Source organism: Microbacterium thalli (assembly GCF_028737325.1).
Classification (GTDB): Bacteria; Actinomycetota; Actinomycetes; order Actinomycetales; family Microbacteriaceae; genus Microbacterium; species Microbacterium thalli.
In genome coordinates, this window is sequence record NZ_JAQZCH010000002.1 from 1 (window position 1) to 18,500 (window position 18,500).

The following is an 18,500-nucleotide window of genomic DNA, read 5'->3' on the forward strand; positions in this document are numbered from 1 at the left end:
CGATCCCGCAGGAGTCGATCGACAAGCTCTACGACCGGTACCAGAACGTTTACGGACAGACCACCGACGACCGCCGGTAGCCCCGCACCGGGGCGCGGTCACCATTTCCCACCAAGACAGTGAAGTCACTGGAAAGGACACACAGTGAACAGCAAGAAGTTCCTGTTCGCCGCGGCGACGCTCGCCGTCGGCGCGATCACGCTCTCCGGCTGCGCCGGAAACTCCGGCGGAGGCTCCGGAGAGGGTGAGGGCGGCGGCGCCCTCATCGGCGTCGCGATGCCGACGAAGAGCTCGGAGCGCTGGATCCAGGACGGCGACGCCGTCAAGAAGGCGCTCGAAGACCAGGGCTACACCGTCGACCTGCAGTACGCCGAGGACGACATCCCCACCCAGGTCAACCAGATCGAGAACATGATCACCAAGGGCGCCGAGGCGCTCATCGTGGCCTCGATCGACGGCACGACCCTCACCGAGGCCCTCCAGAACGCCGCAGACGCCGACATCCCCGTCATCGCCTACGACCGTCTGATCGTCGGCACCGAGAACGTCGACTACTACGCGACCTTCGACAACTTCCTCGTCGGCCAGCAGCAGGCGTGGACGCTCCTCAACGGCCTCGGCCTCACCGACCTCGAGGGCAACCCCACCGACGGTGCGCCGGCCGGACCGTTCAACATCGAGCTGTTCGCCGGTTCGCTCGACGACAACAACGCGTTCTTCTTCTTCGACGGCGCGATGGACGTCCTGAAGCCCTTCGTCGACGACGGCACCCTCGTCGTGAAGTCGGGCCAGACCGACATCGAGCAGGCCGCCACGTTGCGCTGGGACGGCGAGACCGCCCAGAGCCGCATGGAGGACATCCTCACGGCGAACTACTCCGACGGCACCCAGGTCGACGCGGTCCTGTCGCCCTACGACGGCATCTCGCGCGGCATCATCTCGGCGCTCGAGGGCGCCGGCTACGCCGTGGGCGAGGAATGGCCGATCATCTCGGGCCAGGACGCCGAGGTCGACTCGGTCAAGGCGATCCTCGCGGACGAGCAGTACGCGACGATCTTCAAGGACACGCGTGAGCTCGCCAAGGTCGCAGCTGACATGGCCGTGGCCGCGCTCAACGACGAAGAGCCCGAGATCAACGACACCGAGACCTACGACAACGACGTGAAGGTCGTTCCCTCGTACCTGCTCTCGCCCGTGCCCGTCGTCAAGGACAACGTGCAGTCGGCCCTGGTCGACACCGGCTACTGGACGGCGGAGGAGCTCGGCCTGTGAGCCGCGGCATCCGTCGACCCTGATCGGCGGCGGCGGGGGCAGCAGCCCCCGCCGCCGCACCGACCCACCATCCACCCCACAAGGAAGTCGGAGACGTGAGCGAAACCATCCTCGAGATGCGCGGAATCACCAAGACATTCCCCGGCGTCAAAGCGCTCTCGAATGTGAACCTCGCCGTCGAGCGCGGCGAGATCCATGCGATCTGCGGCGAGAACGGCGCTGGGAAGTCGACCCTCATGAAGGTGCTGTCGGGTGTCTACCCGCACGGCAGCTACGACGGCGAGATCGTCTACGCGGGCGACACCGTCGAGTTCAAGAACCTGCGCGACAGCGAGGCGCGCGGCATCGTCATCATCCACCAGGAGCTGGCGCTCAGCCCCTACCTGTCGATCGCCGAGAACATCTTCCTCAACAACGAGCGTCGGGGCGCCGGCGGTCTCATCGACTGGAACAAGACCAACTTCGCCGCGGCTGAGCTGCTGCGCCGCGTCGGGCTCAAAGAGAACCCGACCACCAAGGTCAACCAGATCGGTGTCGGCAAGCAGCAGCTCGTCGAGATCGCCAAGGCACTGTCGAAGGAGGTCAAGCTCCTCATCCTCGACGAGCCGACCGCAGCCCTGAACGACGAGGACTCCGACCACCTGCTCGACCTGATCCTCAGCCTGCGCGAGCAGGGCATCACGTCGATCATCATCAGCCACAAGCTGAACGAGATCAAGAAGGTCGCCGACAGCGTCACGGTCATCCGCGACGGCAAGACGATCGAGACGATCTCGAAGAACGACGTCACCGAGGACCGCATCATCAAGGACATGGTGGGCCGCGACCTCGAGCACCGGTACCCGGACCACGAGCCCCAGATCGGCGAGGAGCTGCTGCGGGTCGAGAACTGGACCGCCCACCATCCGCAGGACCCGACTCGCGTCGTCGTCGACGACGTGTCGATCACGGTGCGCGCGGGCGAGATCGTCGGCATCGCCGGCCTCATGGGTGCCGGCCGCACCGAGTTCGCGATGAGCCTGTTCGGCCACAGCTACGGCACGCGCATCACCGGCAAGGTGTTCATGCGCGGCAAGGAGATCCGCACGCGCACGGTCTCCGAGGCCATCGCCAACGGCCTCGCCTACGCCACCGAGGACCGCAAGACCTACGGGCTCAACCTCATCGAGGACATCAAGCGCAACATCTCGATGGCATCGCTGAAGAAGCTCGAGAAGGCGGGTCTGGTCGACGACAACGAGGAGTTCTCGGTCGCGAACCAGTACCGCAAGAGCATGAACATCAAGGCGCCGACGGTGCTGGCCAAGACCGGGAAGCTCTCGGGCGGCAACCAGCAGAAGGTCGTGCTGTCGAAGTGGATCTACTCCGACCCGGAGGTGCTGATCCTCGACGAACCGACGCGCGGCATCGACGTCGGTGCGAAGTACGAGATCTACACGATCATCAACAAGCTCGCGGCCGCCGGGAAGGGGATCATCGTGATCTCGTCCGAGCTGCCCGAACTGCTCGGCATCTCGGACCGGGTGTACGCCCTCTCGGAGGGACGCATCACGGGCGAGATGCCCATCGCCGACGCCTCGCCCGAGTCGGTCCTCAAACTCATGACCATGGAGAAGCCCCGCTGACGGGGCCGCAGGAGATCCACGAATGTCTCAGAACGCTACCGGCCCCGAAACCGCCGCCGGCGGGGCCATCAACCCCACCGAGAACCGCTTCACGCGCTGGCTCAGCCACATCCTGGCCGACCTCGGCAAGAACGGCATCTTCATCGCGCTGATCGCGGTGGTCGCCCTCTTCGCCATCCTCACCAACGGCATCCTGCTGCGCCCGCAGAACCTGTCGAACCTCGTGGTGCAGAACGGCTACATCCTCGTGCTGGCGATCGGCATGGTGATGATCATCATCGCCGGTCACATTGACCTGTCGGTGGGATCGGTCGCCGCCTTCATCGGCGCCATCTCGGGTGTCTTCGCCGTCAAGATGGGGATGCCGTGGTGGCTCGCCATCGTCCTGTCGCTCCTCATCGGCGCTCTGGTCGGAGCGTGGCAGGGCTTCTGGGTCGCCTTCGTCGGCATACCAGCGTTCATCGTGACGCTCGCGGGCATGCTGATCTTCCGCGGACTCGCGCTCGTCGTGCTCGGCAACGCCAACATCGGCTCGTTCCCGACGGAGTATCGAGCACTCGGTAACGGGTTCCTCGGGGGGCTGTTCGGGGAGTCCGAAACGGATCTGTTCACGCTTCTCATCGGCGCGGTGGGCATCGTCGCGCTCGTCGTGCAGCAGTGGCGCACCCGCAGCGGCCGTCAGAAGTACGACCAGCAGGTCGAGCCCCTCGTGTGGTTCGTCGCGAAGCTCGTGCTGATCTCGATCGTCATCGGTTGGTTCGCTTGGGCGCTGGCGTCGTACAAGGGCATCCCGGTCACCCTGATCGTCCTGGCCGTCCTCGTGCTCGTCTACGGCATCGTCATGAACCGCACGGTGTTCGGTCGCCACATCTACGCGATCGGTGGCAACCGCCACGCGGCGGAGCTGTCGGGCATCAAGACACGCCGGGTCGACTTCTGGCTGTTCGTCAACATGGGCGTGCTCGCGGCCCTCGCCGGCCTCATCTTCACCGCGCGGCTCAACCTCGCCGGCCCCAAGGCCGGTGACGGCTTCGAGCTCGAGGCGATCTCGGCTGCCTTCATCGGCGGTGCGGCGGTGCAGGGCGGCGTCGGCACGATCGGCGGCGCGATCATTGGTGGTCTCATCATCGGTGTGCTTAACAACGGCATGTCGATCATGGGTATCGGCATCGAGTGGCAGCAGGCCGTGAAGGGCCTCGTGCTGCTGCTGGCCGTCGCCTTCGACGTCTACAACAAGCGGCGTTCGGGTAACTGACCCGGACCACCAGCGGCGCCCCGGCCGCGAGACCTGCGGGTCTCGCCGACCGGGGCGCCGCGGCGTTCGTGAGCGGCCCGACTCAGGGGATCAGCACGATCTTCCCCGGGGTGTGAGCGGCCACGAGGCGATGGGCCTCGGCGGCAGCGGCGAGCGGGAGCTCAGGCCCGAGCTCGACGCGGAAGGCGCCCGCCGCGAGCAGCGCCGTCACGACGGGGATGGCCTCGACGCGCCAGGCGAGCTGCTGCGCCGTGAGGGGGTCGGGGCTGCCGCCCGAGAAGGCGCGGATGCCGAGGCCTGCGGCGTCCGCGCCCCGCACGATCGTCGCGATGCGTGACCGATCGGCGACGAGCTCGATCGAGGACGAGAGGGCCTCGTCGGTGCCGGCGCAGTCCAGGGCGACGGTGACACCCTGCGGGGCGACGGAGCGAACGCGCTCCGCGACGCCGTCGCCGTAGACGACCGGGGTGCCGCCGAGGTCGCGCACGCGGTCGGCGCGCCCCTCGCTCGCGGTGGCGACGACCGCGGCACCGCGCAGGCGCGCGAACTGGATCGCCGCCTGCCCGACCGATCCCGATCCGCCGTGGACGAGCAGGGTGTCGGCCGGGCCGACACCGAGCGAGCGCAGCGCCTGGTACGCCGTCGCGACCGGGATGCCCAGCGCCGCACCGACCGCGGGGGAGACACCAGCCGGGAGCGGCACGAGCATGTCGGGGGTCGCGATGATGTCGGTCGCGTACACGCCGCGCGCGCCGAAGATCACGACCTCGTCGCCGACGCGGAACCCCTCGACGTCGGCCCCGACCTGCGTCACGATGCCGGCTCCGTCGTTGCCCATGCGGCGCGGCTTCGTGATGGTCGCCGACGGACGAAGACCCGCGCGCAGCTTGTGGTCGATGGGATTCACCCCCACCGCGGTGACGCTCAGCCGTACCTCGCCGGGTGCCGGCTCGGGAACGTCGATGTCGTGGAGGGCGAGGACCTCGGGTCCGCCGAACTCGGAGTACGTCACTGCCTGTGCCATGACGCCACGCTATCGAGTCCTCAGTCCTTCCCGGACAGGGCCTTCGTGATCCGCTGGATCGAGACCGGCTCGGCAGTGCCGAGGCGCTGAGCGAAGAGACTGATCCGGTACTCCTCGAGCAGCCACCGCGCACGCACCAGATGCGCCGCCGCGTCGCTCGGGAGCGGGATGGTGCCGCCGGCGTCGGCGTAGAGCGCGGACGCCCGCTCGTACTCGGTGAGGCGCTGCCGGTCGCGGCCGGGGTTGTCGCTGAGACCGGTGACCCGCTCGAGCGCACCCTGGAGGTAGCGGGGGAGGTGCGCCAGGCGGGCGATACCGGTGCGCGAGAGGAACCCGGGGAACAGCAGCCCCGCGACCTGCTGCTTCACGTCGCCGAGGGCCGCCAGCAGCACCATCGAGTTCTGCGACCGCACGGCCCGCTCGACATCGCGCTGCAGGACGAGAATGCGCGCGGTGAGCGAGACCGCCGCGAAGAGCTCGTCCACGACGGCGGCCGAGAACGCATCGCGCACCGCGCGGAACTGCGCCTCGGTGCGTACGACCGGCGCCGTGCGGGCGATGACGGCATCGGCGACTGCGACACGTGCGTCCTCGATCAGCGCCTTCGCGGACGGATACGGGGATGCCGCGAGCGCGAGCTTCTCGGCGGCGGTGAGGTGATCGAGCACGTATGAGCTCGGCGACGGCACGGCCAGCAGCAGCAACCGTCGTGCACCAGCTGCGGTGAGGCGTTCGGCGCGTTCGGGTGTCGCCTCGATGCGCAGCGAGACGCTGGCGCCGTCGTCGACCAACGCGGGGTACCCGCGGACGACGCCGCCGGCGACACGCGTGTCGACGAGGTCGGGCAGGTCGCCGACCGTCCACTCGGTGAGCCCCGTGCGCTCGGTCACGGCGCCCGCGGCGGCGGGTTCGCCCGGGATGGCGACGGCCGGCTGCGCGCCGGCGCGCGGCGCGGCCCGGGCGAGGGAACGCGCGACCGACGCACGTGAGCGGCCGGCGAGACGCTGCTGCAACTCACCGAGGTCGCGTGCGCTGCCGAGCGTGCGCCCGCGCTCGTCCACGGCGCGGAACGACATCGACAGGTGCGCGGGCACACGCTCCAGATCGAAGTCGGACGCCGAGACCGGCTGATTCGCGACGCGCTGGATCCGTGCGGCGAGCGCGTCGCGCAGCGGTCGCGGGGGCAACCCGTCGTTGGACTCGGGTCCATCGGCACGCAGTTCCTCGGCGAAGGTGGCCGCCCAGTCGGCGGCCGGCACGACGTGGCGGCGGATGACCTTGGGCAGCGCGCGCAGGAGCCCGGCGATCAGCTCATCGCGCAGACCCGGCACCTGCCAGTCGAAGCCGTCGGGGCGCAGCGAGGCGAGCAAGGCCACCGGGACGACGACGCTGACGCCGTCGTCGGGCGAGCCGGGCTCGAACCGGTAGGCCAGCGACAGGACCTGGTCGCTCTGCCGCCATCGCGCGGGGAACGCCCGCTCATCTCCGCCGGCGGTGTCGCCGGCGAGGTCGGACTCGCTCATGTCCAGCAACCGCGGCGTACGGGCGGCGGCATCGCGCCACCATGCTTCGAAGGACCGGACGTCGAACACGTCGCGAGGGATGCGCGCGTCGTAGAACGCGAACACCGCCTCGTCGCCGACGAGGATGTCGCGGCGACGCTCGCGTTCCTCGATCTTCTCGAGACGCCGGCGCAGCTCGAGGTTGCGGCGCTCGAAAGCGGTGAGGCGCTTGTCGAGGTGGGCGGAGTTCCAGTCACCTTCGACGAGGGCGTGCCGCACGAACAGCTCGCGCGCGAGCTCTCGGTCGCGTCCGGCCAACTGCACCCGCCGGCGGGGCACGATCTCGACGCCGAAGAGCGTCACCTTCTCTGCGGCGACGGCCGCGCCGGCATCCTTCGACCAGTGCGGGTCGCTCAGCGAGCGGTTCGCCAGGTCGCCCGCCAGGTCTTCGGCCCAGGCCGGATCGATCGCGGCGACGGTCCGCGCGTACAGACGCGACGTCTCGACGAGTTCGGCCGCCATCACCGCGTCGGGGGAGGCCTTGCGCAGGCCCGAGCCGGGGAAGACAGCGAACTTCGCGCCCCGTGCACCCCGGTACTCGGCGCGCTGGCGCTGCGGTTTGGGTGCGCCGGCGCGGGCCGAGCCGCCGCGGGCGGGCGGGGCGGCGCTGCGGGTGTCGAGCACGCCGATCTGCGACAGAAGGCCCGCGAGGATCGCGCGGTGCACCCGGTCGGGGGCTGCGGCACCGGATGCCACGGACGCCGCGGCACCGGTACCGGCACCCTCACCTGCGGGGCGGACCCCGTCGTCGGGGCGCTGATCCCGCTCGCGTCCACCGCGGGCCAGCGCGGTGAGCTGGCGCTGGACGTCGGCCCACTCCCGCACCCGGACGTAGTTCAGGTGCTCGGCCCGGCAGAGCCGGCGGAAGGCGCTCGAGCCGAGCTCGCGCTGCTTCTCCTGCAGGTGGTTCCACACGTTGAGGAGGGACAGGAAGTCGCTCGTCGGATCGGTGAACCGCGCGTGCAGGCGGTCGGCTTCCTCGCGCCGTTCCTCGGGCCGTTCGCGGACATCCTGGATCGACAGGCCGGCGACGATCGGGAGCACGTCGCGGGTGACACCGAGGGCGCGCGCCTCAACGAGCATCCGGGCGAAGCGGGGGTCGATCGGCAGCCGCGAGATCTCGCGCCCGATGTCGGTGAGACGCCAGGTCCCCTTCTCGTCGCGCCGGACGGCCCGCAGCTCGACCAGCAGGTCGAACGCCGCCTTGACCCCGCGCGAGTCGGGCGGGGTCAGGAAGGGGAAGTCGGCGATGTCGCCGAACCCGAGCGCGAGCATCTGCAGTACGACCGACGCGAGGCTCGTACGCAGGATCTCGGGTTCGGTGAACTCCGGCCGGCCGGTGAAGTCTTCTTCGCCGTAGAGCCGGATCGCAATACCGGGCGAGGTGCGTCCGGCCCGTCCGGCACGCTGTTGCGCGGAGGCCTGCGAGACCGGTTCGATCGGCAGCCGCTGGATCTTCGAGCGGTTGCTGTACCGCGAGATGCGGGCGGTGCCGGTGTCCACGACGTAGCGGATGCCGGGGACCGTCAGGCTCGTCTCGGCGACGTTCGTCGCGAGGATGACGCGGCGGCGCACGCCCGCCACCCCCGAGGGCTCGAAGACACGGTGCTGCTCAGCCGCGGACAGGCGGCCGAAGAGGGGGAGGACCTCGGTCGGGCGGGCATCCCGCGCATAGGCGCCTCGCACCGCCTCCATCGCATCGCGAATTTCGGCCTCACCAGGCAGGAAGACCAGCACGTCGCCGTCGGACTCGCGGTCGAGCTCGCGCAGGGCGGCGACGAGCCCGTCGACGTCATCCTCGTCGCCCTCATCATGAGGGCGGTACCGCACCTCGACGGGATAGGTGCGTCCCGAGACCTCGATGATCGGCGCGGGCACGCCGTTCGCATCGGCGAAGTGCGCCGCGAAGCTCTCGGGGTCGATCGTCGCGGAGGTGACGATGACCTTCAGGTCGGGGCGCTTCGGCAGGATGCGGCGCAGGTAGCCCAGCAGGAAGTCGATGTTGAGCGAGCGCTCGTGCGCCTCGTCGATGATGATGGTGTCGTACCGGCGCAGCAGGCGATCGCGGTGGATCTCGTTGAGCAGGATGCCGTCGGTCACCAGAGACACGCGGGTGTCGGCCGAGACCTGGTCGGTGAAGCGCACCTTGTATCCGACGGCGCCGCCGAGCGGCACCTCCATCTCGGACGCGATGCGCTCGGCGACCGTGCGGGCGGCGATGCGCCGGGGCTGCGTGTGCGCGATGTTCGTGCGGCCGAGCTCGAGGCAGATCTTCGGCAGCTGCGTCGTCTTGCCCGAGCCGGTCGCGCCGGCGACGATGACCACCTGATGCTCACGGATGGCGCGCGCGATCTCGTCCCGGGCCCCACTGACGGGCAGCTCGGGCGGGAACGAGATCACAGGGGCGGGTGAGGACACAGCCCTCCATCGTACGACGCCATGCGCGGTCTCAGGTCCGGTCGGCGGGAACGGCGTCGAGCAGCGGCAGGTCCGCGGAGGTGACCAGACGCGACAGCACGGCGTGCTCGACCAGACGCGCACGTCGGTTGGTCGCGAGCTTGCCGACACCACCGCGCAGGCCGCGCACGCCCTCGCGGTCGAGCTTGTCGCAGACGTTATCGAGCTTGCGGTTGAAGGTGGTCAGCGGCCAGCCCAAGCGCTCTGCGGCCGCCGCCGAGGTCGGGACCTGGCTCGAACCGACCATCCCGCCGCGCAGGATCGGCTCGCACAGCGCGAGCAGCAGCAGGCGCTGGCTGGTGGTGAGCGCGACCGCGCCGACGGTCGTGGTGCCCACATGCTCATCGGCGGTGCGGGGGAAGCTGTCGCGGACGGTGAAGCGTGCGCCGTCGGTGTGCACCGTCAGCTCGTAGGTGTAGGCGCCCGCCGTGAACATCACCACGAGGGCGGGGAAGACCAGCGGCACGCGGGCGCCGGGACCGAGCACCGCTTGGTAGGCGCCGTCCGGGGTCGCGAGGCTGACGGAGATCGACTGCCCCGTGTTCGAGAGCCACCACAGCCCGTGCTCGGCATCGATCGCCAGGAGTCGGCGGTGCAGATAGGGGTTGGTGTCGATGACGAGGTCGGCGTCGCGGCCGATGGCGTACGTGTCGCCGGCCTGCGGCCGGAACCACTCGCCGCAGAACTCGATCGACACCGTCTCGGGCTGTGCGGCGTCGTCGCCGTCGCGCTCGTGCTCGCTCGTTGCGTCGTCTGTGGTGGTCATGGGGCCCCTCCGATGAGGATCGTTGCTGCGGTCGCCGCGGCGCCGAGGACGAGGACGCCCCCGCCGACGACGGCGATGATCGTCGCTGTGCCGCGACGGCGACGCCGCGCGGGAGCGCCGGATGCCTGGCGCACCGGCGCATCGACGCGGGTACGGACCACCGGCGTCGGCGCTACCGCCTCGCGGACGCGGTAGCGCTCGCCGCCGCCATCCGGAACCGACGCCTGCCGCGCCGTGTCGAGACGCCCCCGCACGATCCGGTCCTTCGCCTGCCGGCGGACCCACACCGTCTCGGGCTCGGCGCGACCGACCGAATCATCCGCCTCGACGGGGGCCGCGGACGGGACGGCTGCCGGTCCGGGCTCGTCGGCCTCGGTCGCGCGGCTCGACAGCCGGGTGTGCTCGTCGTCGGCGGGCTCGTGCCGGGCAGAGAGGACGGTGTGGTCGGCCTCTGGTGCTCCGTGACGGGTCGACAGGCGCGTGTGGTCGGCGTCGGAAGCGTCGTGCCGAGTCGACAAACGGGTGTGCTCGTCCTCCGTCGCGGTGTCGCGCCGGGTGGAGAGGACGGTGTGGTCGTCCGTCGCGGTGTCGCGCCGGGTGGACAGGACGGTGTGGTCGTCGGTCGCGGTGTCGCGCCGGGTGGAGAGGACGGTGTGGTCGTCCGTCGCGGTGTCGCGCCGGATGGACAGGACCGTGTGGTCGTCGCCGGCGTCGAGCGTGCCATCGGGATCGCGGATGTCGAGGTGGGTGAGCGGCAGGTGCAGCGCCACCTCGACGCCCTGCAGCGCCCGCGCGAACTCCGCGGCCGTCGGCCCGCCCCCGGCGCGGGTGCGCTCGAGGACGTCGAGCACGAGTGCCTCGAGGTCGGCCGGTACGGCGTCCTCGGACGGCAGGGCGCTCTCGGCCTCGGCGATGGGCCGACCCGTCAGCAGCTCGGATGCCGCGACGGCGAGGCCATGCACGTCGACCGCGCGCGCGGCGGCATCCGGGTCCACTCGCCGCGGGGTGAGGGCATCGGCGTCGAAGCCGATAAGCGCGGGCCACCCGTAGTCGGTGGTCAGGACGTTCTCGATCGCGACGCGGCCGTGGACGAGGCCGCTGCGGTGCGCGCTCTCGACCGCGCCGCTGAGCTGGATCACCAGGCGCAGGGTGTCGGCGACGGTCGGGACCTGCCGTTCGGTGGTCTCGGCCAGGTCCGCACGCGAGCAGTACTCCATGACCACGTAAGGGCGTCCGTCAGGTGCGACACCGCCGCCGTGCACCGTCGCGATCGCCGGGTGGACGGACAGGGTGACGAGGCGCTGGAGCGAGGCCTCGATCTCGGCGCGGTCGCCGTCACCGACGGCGTCGCGCCGGGCCTTCACGACCACCGGATGCCGCCGCCCGGCGTCACGGTAGAGGTGGACGTCCGCGCGCGGGCTGGTCGAGAGCAACCGGTCCACCTCGCGGTCGTTCAGCTCGATCGGCGCGGCAGGGCTGTCGTGCGCCCGCCGACGGAGCTCAGCCACGGGTGCTCCGGCGCCGCTCGGAGCGGGCGGTCGCGACCTCGACGGTCGCGGTGACCGACTCGCTGTTCATGATCCCACCGGTGGTCTCTTCCAACCGCGGGCTGATGCCCCCGGCGATGACGTCCAACACGATGGTGCTGATGTTGTCGCGACCACCGTGCGCGAGCGCCTGCGCCACGAGCGACTGCGCGGTCTGCGCGGGCGACCCGCCCATCATGAGCCCTGCGCGCAAGGCCTCGTCGGAGATCTCGCCGGTCAGGCCGTCCGAGCACACCACGATGCGCTCACCGGTGACGATCGGGATGAGCCAGAAATCCGCGCGGCTGCGCTCGCCGCCGATGGCACGCGTGATGACGTTGCGACCTTCGTAGGTCGACATCTGCTCGCGCGTGAGCTGACCCGCGTCGACGAGCTCCTGGGCGACGGAATGGTCGATCGTCAGTTGCTCGAGCCGCTCCGCGAGCAGCCGGTACACCCGAGAGTCGCCGACGTTGACGATGAGCCAGCGGCGCGTGCCGTCCTGCTGCACGGCGACGACGCCCGAGAGCGTCGACCCGGCCCCGCGCTGGGTGCCCGAGGCGATGCCGGCGACGGCGGAGTGTGCGCGTTCCACCGCGTCGGCGACCTCTTCGGGTCGCAGATCGTCACGGCCGACGAACGCATGGAAGGCCTCAATGACCGCGGCCGATGCGCGGTCGCCGGCCTCGTGCCCGCCCATGCCGTCCGCGACGATGAACACCGGGTACTCCGCGAGCAGCGAGTCCTCGTTCACCGACCGGCGCCGGCCGGTGTCGGTGCGGGCGCCGCTGGTGACGTGGACGTCGATCGGAGGAGGCGCGCTCGTCATTCGCCCTCGACGAGGTGCAGTTCGGCGTCGCCGAGATGGAACACGTCGGTGACGACGGCGGAGCCCGACACCTCGCTCTCGTCCGCGCCGACGAACACGCCGTTCGTCGAGGCGAGATCGGTGATGCGCCAGCCCTCGGGGGTGCGGCGCAGCAGAGCGTGGGTCTTCGAGATCGTCCGGGTGACGTCGTCGATCGGCACCGGCTGCGCCTCGGGCGCCGCGGCGGGGGCGAGGGGGTTGCGTCCGAGGACGGCGACATCCGATGCCAACACGACGGTCGTGCCATCCGGCAGCCGGAGGCTCGCCTGCGGACCGCGACGCGCCGCAAGGACGGTGCGCTCGTCGAGGTCGTCGGCCGGAACGGCGGCGGGCGTGGGCGCGGCGACCGGGGCGGCGGCGACGGGGGCGGCCGCGGGAGCGGCGGCCGGTGCCGACACCCAGGGCTGCGGTGCGGCGGGGGCCGCCGCAGGCTCAGCGGGCGGCGGCGGCGGTGCCCACGGGCTGGCGCTCACCGGCTCGGCTGCGGCAGGCGGGGGCGGCGGTGCGTCGCTCGCGGCCGGGAAGGCGGGCGGGGGAGCGAACGGTCCGGACCCCGGGGCGGCTGCGGCCGGCGGCGGTGACGAGGTGGTGGAGGAGGATGCCGGCGGCGTCGGGACATCCGCGACGGCAGCGGTTCCGCGGCGGAACGGGCCCTCGGCTGCGGCGGTCTCCGTGCCGCGCCACTGCGCCGAGCCCCAGCCGACGATGCTCGCCCACACCGGGAAGAGCAGGACGCCGAGCACCGTGTAGGCCGTACCGAGGCCGAAGCCGCGGTTCACGGCACGGAGCATGCGCACCTCGAGGATGACGACGAACACCGCGAAGGCGAGCCAGATGAGCGCCGGGATGATGACGGCGGCGGCGAGAGCGCCGGCGGCACTGCCCGCGTCACCGCCGAAGCCGGCGTTCAGCGCGGCGGCCGTGAAGAGACCAGCGATGACCGTGCTGATGATGCCGACGAGGATGGCGCCGCCGGCGAGGACGGCCGCCCACCATCCGCGCATGCCGGCGAGGACGAACAGCTCCCAGATGTTCAGGACCGGCACCCACGCCTTCCACGGGGTGACGCCGACCTTGCGGAACACGGCGGTGAGCGCGAGAGCGGTCCAGACGTAGACGCCGATGCCGAGCAGAGTCTGCACGATCGACGCGACGGCCAGGGCGCCGGGGTCGACACCGCTCGAACCGCCGAGCGCGATGAGTGCGGCCGCGAGCTCCTGCGACCGGATGTGTGCCGTCACCTGTTGTTCTCCTGCCCTCTCGGCTGTGCGCCGCTCCGGGCGCCGCGTGCCACCTTAGCGATCCCGCCGCGTGCGCGGCATCCGCTTGCGCGGACCGGCGCTGTGCTCGCGGTGCAGCAGCGAACGCAGCGACACCCGCGCGCGCACCCGCGCCCACCATCCCAGGCCCTCGTCGAACCGCGAGCGCTCGGCGTCGACGAGCTCCCAGAAGCGCTCGCTCTCCGAAGCGTCGGGCGCGGTCACGTCGAAGACGGAGCGGTCGGCCCACGTGGCGAGTTGCACCGCGTTCGGTGTCGCACCGTAGGCGGTCGCGAGCTCCTGGCGGGTGTGCGACCGGGGCGCGAGGCGACCGTGATCGATCGCCGCGTCGACGAACTCCTGCCATCCGCCCGTGAACCGCTCGACGGGATCGTCCGCGCTGCGCCGTGCGCGCCGACGGAGCAGCTTGACCAGCACGATCAACGCGAACGGACCGAACAGCAGCAGCACGGCCAGCAGCGACAGTCCGCCGACGCGCAGTGCCGTCCACAGTGCGGTGAGGTCGCGCGTCGCGGTGGTGTCGTCGTCCGGGCGCTGCCCGCCGTCGCTGGGGTTCGCGTCGGCGGGGAGCACCGTCTCGGCCTGCTCCTGGCGGACATCCGTCGGGATCTTCGGGTCCTGCCGCTGCTGGACATCCGGCGAGGGGAACACCGCGTGCTGCGGGGTCACGTCGACGGGCACCCAGGTCGCGTCGCTTCCGCGTACCTCGATCCAGGCGGCCAGATCACCTGCGGTGCAGTCGCCGTCGACACAGGTCGACAGCGTCTCGTCACGGGAGTCGAGGCGGGCGCCGACCACGATGCGGGCGTCGAACCCGAGCCGATCCGCGATCATCATCGCCGCCACGGCGAACTGCTCATCGTCTCCGATGCCGGCGACCAGGAGCGCGTCGTCGTCACCGCCGACCTCGTTCTGGCGGGTCAGCAGGTCGGCGAAAAGCTGCTCGATGCGGTCGGTCGAATGCCCGGCGCGACTCGGCTGGAAGGCGTAGTCGCCGAGATCGCTCATCCACGAGGGAGGGTTGGCTTCGTCGACGGTCAGAGCATGGCTGAGGAACCCGCGGGCCCGCAGCCGCTCGATGAGCGTCTCCAGGGCCGGACCTCCCGTCGAGGCCTCCTGGGCGTCGACCCAGGCGATGAGGCTCGGCGGAACGAGCTCATCGGCCAGCGACGGGCCGGTGCGCGCGGGCTCGAGCGAACCGAGCGCGGCGGAGCTCGCGGCGACAGCGGCCTCGTGACGGTAGGCGGCACCGGCGCTCAGCCCCGGCTCGCCGAGCTGAACGGCGGCGCTCGTCTCGGCGTTGTAGTAGAAGCCGTCGGCAAGGGCGGCGGCGTCGCCGGCGACGAAATCCAGCGAGGTGACCGACCCGATGGTCGGCATCCAGACGCCGTCGTACGCCTCGATCGAGATCTGCGCGGTCCCGACGGCCGTGCCGGACGGCGCGACCAGCGCGGACGGCACGCGCGAGAACGCGGTGCGCGGGTCGCCGGGTGCGGCATCCGGATCCACCACGCGGGCGAAACGTCCGTCGTAGAAGGGAAGCGTCGCCAGGCGCACCCGGTCGGCCGCTTCCGGCGCCTCGACCCGGAACAGCGTCTGGTCGAAGCGGTCATCCGCGAACGACGCGCGGTACTGGCCGAGCGGGCTGAGCGCTGCGGCGAGCTCGAGCCGGGGATCCACGTCGGAGCGCAACACCTCGCGGGGCTGTCCGGCCAACGCCCCCGGGGCGGCGACGCCCGCGATGACGACGGCCGCGGCGACCATGCCGGCAGCCGTCGCCACCCGTCCCGTGAGGCCGCGCAGCGGACGACCGTTCGAACGGATGCCGGTCGCGGCGGCCGCCGTCGCGATGGCGCGCCGACGGTCCGACAGGGTGCGCCACACGACGGCGACGAGGGCGGCGACGACGGCGGCCATACCGACGATCGCCTCGCGCGGGATGACGAGGGGACCGAGGACGAGGGGAGCCTGCAGCGCCGTCGCACCGAACGCGACGCCGAACACGGTGGGCAGCAGGGTCGCCGCAACCGCGAGCGGCCACAGCCGACCGCCGCGCCAGGCGAGCGACAGCGCCGCCACGGGGACGGCCAGGAACACCAGCAGGGCCGGCGCGAGCGTGGTCTGGTAGCTGCCGAGGGGAAGATCGAGGGTGAGAAGATCCTTCCACCCCGTGACCGGGGCGGTCAGCACTCCCCGGAAGCCCTGCAGCGCCTGGGGCAGCGAGCCGAGCATCGACGGCGCAGCGATCGGAAGCCCCAGGACGACGTACGCGCCGAGCGTGGCGGCGGCCAGCCACCAACCGTTCCAGCGCCATCGCAGACCGGCGGCGGCGATGGCGTGTCCGGCAGCTGCCGCGACGACGACGAGAACGATGAACGAGACGCTGCGGTAGATCGGCCACGCCGCGACGGCCCCGACCGCGATCGCGAGGTCGAGTACGGCGGCTTGCGCCGCGAGGAAGCGCAGCTGCACGCGCGAGGTGCGGCGCGCACGCAGGTCTCGTCGGGCGGGCGCGCTCACGACTGCGCCGCCCGGGCGAGAAGCTGGCGCAGATCGTCGAGCAGACCGATCGAGAGGACCGACATCGATCCGAGGCGGGTGAACCGGGGCTCGGCATCGAGCGCGCACGTCACGGCGATCACGCCGACGTCGGCGGGGAAGGCGAGGGCTGCCGACTGCAGCTGCGCGGGAGTCAGGGTCGAACCGCACACGAGGAAGGCGATCGAGACGTCGGGATGACTCTCGGCCGCGAGCGAAGCGGCATCCCGCAGCGGGCTGACATGCTCGGTGCGCTCGACACCCGCGAGGTCGTCGAGCAGGGTGCGCGAGGTGATCGTGGTGAGCTCGCGGATGGTCCGCACGCGGCGACGGGCGAACTCGGGGACGTCGCCGCCGACGACCACGTCGACGTCGCGTCCGTCGCGGATGCCGCGGACGCCGAGCGACGCCGCCGCGCTGACGGCGAGCTCGAACTCATCGTCGGAGGCGTATTCGTCGTCACCGAGCGCGAGCGCGATGACCATCCGGCTGCGGCGCGTCTCTTCGTACTGCCGGACCATGAGGGTTCCGGTCTTCGCTGTCGACTTCCAGTGGATCTGGCGCTGCGAATCCCCGGGCACGTAGGGCCGGATCGCGTGGAACGAGAAGTCGGCGTCGACGATCGTGCGCGAGGCGCTGCCTTCGAGATCGCGCACGAAGCCAGTGGTGGTGCTGCGCAACGCGGTCGTCACCGGATGAATGTAGAGAGTGTGGATGTCGTCCCACGTGCCCTCGCGCTTGAGGATGCCCAACGGATCGCCGCGGACGGTGCGGGCCGGGCCGACCGTGATGATGCCGCGGCGATGGGTGGGCACGATGACCTGTTCGGTGTGCTGGTGGCCGTGGCGCAGCAGCGGGATGTGCACGTCGACGATGCCGTCGCCCACCGGCACGTCGATGCGGCCGGGGAGAGCAGGAGCAGTGCCGACGTTGGTGACGACGAGTGTGCCCTCGACCTGCGTGCCGGCGACGACGCGATCGTGCTCGAGCTGCAGGTCGACGTCGTACGCGCGGGCGCTGAAGAGGAACGGCACCGACAGTGCCAGCAGCACGAGCGCCACGACACCCGCGGCGACGAACTCGATGAGTCCGAACGCGAGACCGATGCCGAGCCCGGCGACCGCGGCGACGACCATGAGCCATCCCGCGACCGTTACCGTCTCGGCGATCCACCGCCCCGTCGCGACGGCGGCTCGCCGCAGCCGGCGCCACGACTGCACGCCGCGCACCGCGAGCACGGTGGTCCGGCCCGTCGTGCCGAACCGGGTGCGCGCGAAACCCGTGCCGTCGGCGACCGACGTCCGGGTCAGGCGAGACTCGGTGTTGAAGCTCACACGGCCTCTCTCTGGCTCGGCGGCACGGTGTCGAGCAGCACCTGACCGATGACGGCCCCCGCGGTCACACCGTCGAATTCCGCCTCGGGATCGAGGATGAGCCGGTGTGCGAGCACGGGCTCGGCGAGCGCCTTGACATCGTCGGGCGTCACGTAGCTGCGGCCGTGCGCGACGGCCCAGGTCTTCGCGGCCTTGGTCAGGGCGAGGGCGCCGCGGACGCTGACGCCCAGACGGACCTCGGTCGCGAGACGCGTCGCTTCGACGATGCGCGCGATGTAGTCGAGCACAAGGGCGTCGAGGTACACGCCGCGGGCGATGTCGGCCATGCTGACGATGCCCTGGGGTGTGATGACGGGCGTCACCTCGCGTCGCGCTTCGGCGGCTCCCTCGAGGATGCGCACGGTCGCGGCGTGGTCGGGGTAGCCGAGGGTCGTCTTCATGAGGAAGCGGTCCAGCTGCGCCTCGGGCAGGCGGTAGGTGCCGGCCTGCTCGACGGGGTTCTGCGTCGCCACCACGAGAAACGGCACCCCGACCCGGCGCGTGACGCCGTCCACGGTCACCTGGCCCTCTTCCATGACCTCCAGCAGCGCGGACTGCGTCTTGGGGGAGGCGCGGTTGATCTCGTCGGCGAGGACGATGTTGGCGAAGATCGGGCCCTGGTGGAACTCGAACTCGCCGCGGCTCTGGTCGTAGACGGTGATGCCGGTGACATCGCCGGGCAGCAGGTCGGGCGTGAACTGGATGCGGCTGCTGGTGCCCTGCACCGTCTGCCCCATGGCCCGAGCGAGCGAGGTCTTGCCCGTGCCCGGGTAGTCCTCGAGCAGCAGGTGGCCCTCGGACACCATCGCGGTGAAGGCGAGCTCGATGACGTGGCGCTTGCCCAGCACGACCGTGTCGACGTTGTCGACGAGCGTCGCGAAGGTCTCCTGGAACCAGGCGGTCTGCTCCGGGGTGATGCTCATGGGGTCCTCTCGCGGATGCCGTACGGCGGGG

General features: G+C 71.1%; 12 protein-coding genes. 3 read left to right on the forward strand and 9 right to left on the reverse strand.

Features of this window, described 5'->3' with window-relative positions; genetic code table 11:
• Nucleotides 1-144: 144 nt before the first annotated feature.
• The 3 genes from chvE to mmsB all read left to right on the forward strand — a co-directional run bounded on the left by chvE (nt 145) and on the right by mmsB (nt 4,152).
• Entirely contained in the window at nt 145-1,272 is a 1,128-nt protein-coding gene (chvE, locus tag PUW82_RS07905) for a multiple monosaccharide ABC transporter substrate-binding protein (protein ID WP_274221773.1), read from the forward strand.
• 95 nt (nt 1,273-1,367) lie between these two features.
• The gene (gene mmsA / locus PUW82_RS07910; RefSeq protein ID WP_274221774.1) at nt 1,368-2,897 is read left to right on the forward strand and encodes a multiple monosaccharide ABC transporter ATP-binding protein; all 1,530 of its coding nucleotides are present in this window, start codon (nt 1,368-1,370) and stop codon (nt 2,895-2,897) included.
• A gap of 22 nt (nt 2,898-2,919) precedes the next feature.
• Nucleotides 2,920-4,152 (forward strand): multiple monosaccharide ABC transporter permease, encoded by a 1,233-nt coding sequence (gene mmsB / locus PUW82_RS07915; protein ID WP_274221775.1) that lies wholly within the window; start codon nt 2,920-2,922, stop codon nt 4,150-4,152.
• Nucleotides 4,153-4,234: 82 nt separating this feature from the next.
• Here the strand turns inward: mmsB and PUW82_RS07920 are convergent, their stop codons facing one another.
• From PUW82_RS07920 to PUW82_RS07960, 9 genes are read right to left on the reverse strand one after another with little or no spacing between them, the layout of a single operon-like run.
• Complete coding sequence (locus tag PUW82_RS07920) at nt 4,235-5,176, reverse strand: quinone oxidoreductase family protein (protein ID WP_274221776.1); 942 nt, start codon at nt 5,174-5,176, stop codon at nt 4,235-4,237.
• A gap of 20 nt (nt 5,177-5,196) precedes the next feature.
• The gene (hrpA, locus tag PUW82_RS07925) at nt 5,197-9,306 is read right to left on the reverse strand and encodes an ATP-dependent RNA helicase HrpA (RefSeq protein ID WP_420792762.1); all 4,110 of its coding nucleotides are present in this window, start codon (nt 9,304-9,306) and stop codon (nt 5,197-5,199) included.
• Nucleotides 9,188-9,961, reverse strand: a complete 774-nt coding sequence (locus tag PUW82_RS07930; protein WP_274221778.1) for a hypothetical protein — start codon at nt 9,959-9,961, stop codon at nt 9,188-9,190. The genes hrpA and PUW82_RS07930 overlap by 119 nt, the downstream gene beginning before the upstream one ends.
• A complete protein-coding gene (locus PUW82_RS07935; RefSeq protein ID WP_274221779.1) occupies nt 9,958-11,469 on the reverse strand; it encodes a protein kinase in 1,512 nt (503 codons plus the stop codon). The genes PUW82_RS07930 and PUW82_RS07935 overlap by 4 nt, the downstream gene beginning before the upstream one ends.
• Complete coding sequence (locus PUW82_RS07940) at nt 11,462-12,316, reverse strand: PP2C family protein-serine/threonine phosphatase (protein WP_274221780.1); 855 nt, start codon at nt 12,314-12,316, stop codon at nt 11,462-11,464. The genes PUW82_RS07935 and PUW82_RS07940 overlap by 8 nt, the downstream gene beginning before the upstream one ends.
• Nucleotides 12,313-13,596 carry an FHA domain-containing protein gene (locus PUW82_RS07945; protein ID WP_274221781.1) on the reverse strand — a complete coding sequence of 428 codons (1,284 nt, stop codon included), beginning with the start codon at nt 13,594-13,596 and terminating at the stop codon, nt 12,313-12,315. Before PUW82_RS07945 ends, PUW82_RS07940 begins: the two co-directional genes overlap by 4 nt.
• 54 nt (nt 13,597-13,650) lie before the next feature.
• Nucleotides 13,651-16,155: a transglutaminase domain-containing protein gene (locus PUW82_RS07950; RefSeq protein ID WP_274221782.1), complete on the reverse strand. Its 2,505-nt coding sequence runs from the start codon at nt 16,153-16,155 to the stop codon at nt 13,651-13,653.
• The gene (locus PUW82_RS07955) at nt 16,152-17,507 is read right to left on the reverse strand and encodes a DUF58 domain-containing protein (protein ID WP_274221783.1); all 1,356 of its coding nucleotides are present in this window, start codon (nt 17,505-17,507) and stop codon (nt 16,152-16,154) included. The genes PUW82_RS07950 and PUW82_RS07955 overlap by 4 nt, the downstream gene beginning before the upstream one ends.
• Nucleotides 17,504-18,469: an AAA family ATPase gene (locus PUW82_RS07960; protein ID WP_274221784.1), complete on the reverse strand. Its 966-nt coding sequence runs from the start codon at nt 18,467-18,469 to the stop codon at nt 17,504-17,506. The genes PUW82_RS07955 and PUW82_RS07960 overlap by 4 nt, the downstream gene beginning before the upstream one ends.
• Nucleotides 18,470-18,500: the final 31 nt, after the last annotated feature.

Excerpts from the sequence above, each read along its gene's own strand:
- PUW82_RS07930 (WP_274221778.1), bottom strand. The coding sequence starts at position 9,961 with ATGACCACCACAGACGACGCAACGAGCGAGCACGAGCGCGACGGCGAC.
- PUW82_RS07940 (WP_274221780.1), bottom strand. The coding sequence starts at position 12,316 with ATGACGAGCGCGCCTCCTCCGATCGACGTCCACGTCACCAGCGGCGCC.
- mmsB (WP_274221775.1), top strand. The coding sequence starts at position 2,920 with ATGTCTCAGAACGCTACCGGCCCCGAAACCGCCGCCGGCGGGGCCATC.
- PUW82_RS07920 (WP_274221776.1), bottom strand. The coding sequence starts at position 5,176 with ATGGCACAGGCAGTGACGTACTCCGAGTTCGGCGGACCCGAGGTCCTC.
- PUW82_RS07960 (WP_274221784.1), bottom strand. The coding sequence starts at position 18,469 with ATGAGCATCACCCCGGAGCAGACCGCCTGGTTCCAGGAGACCTTCGCG.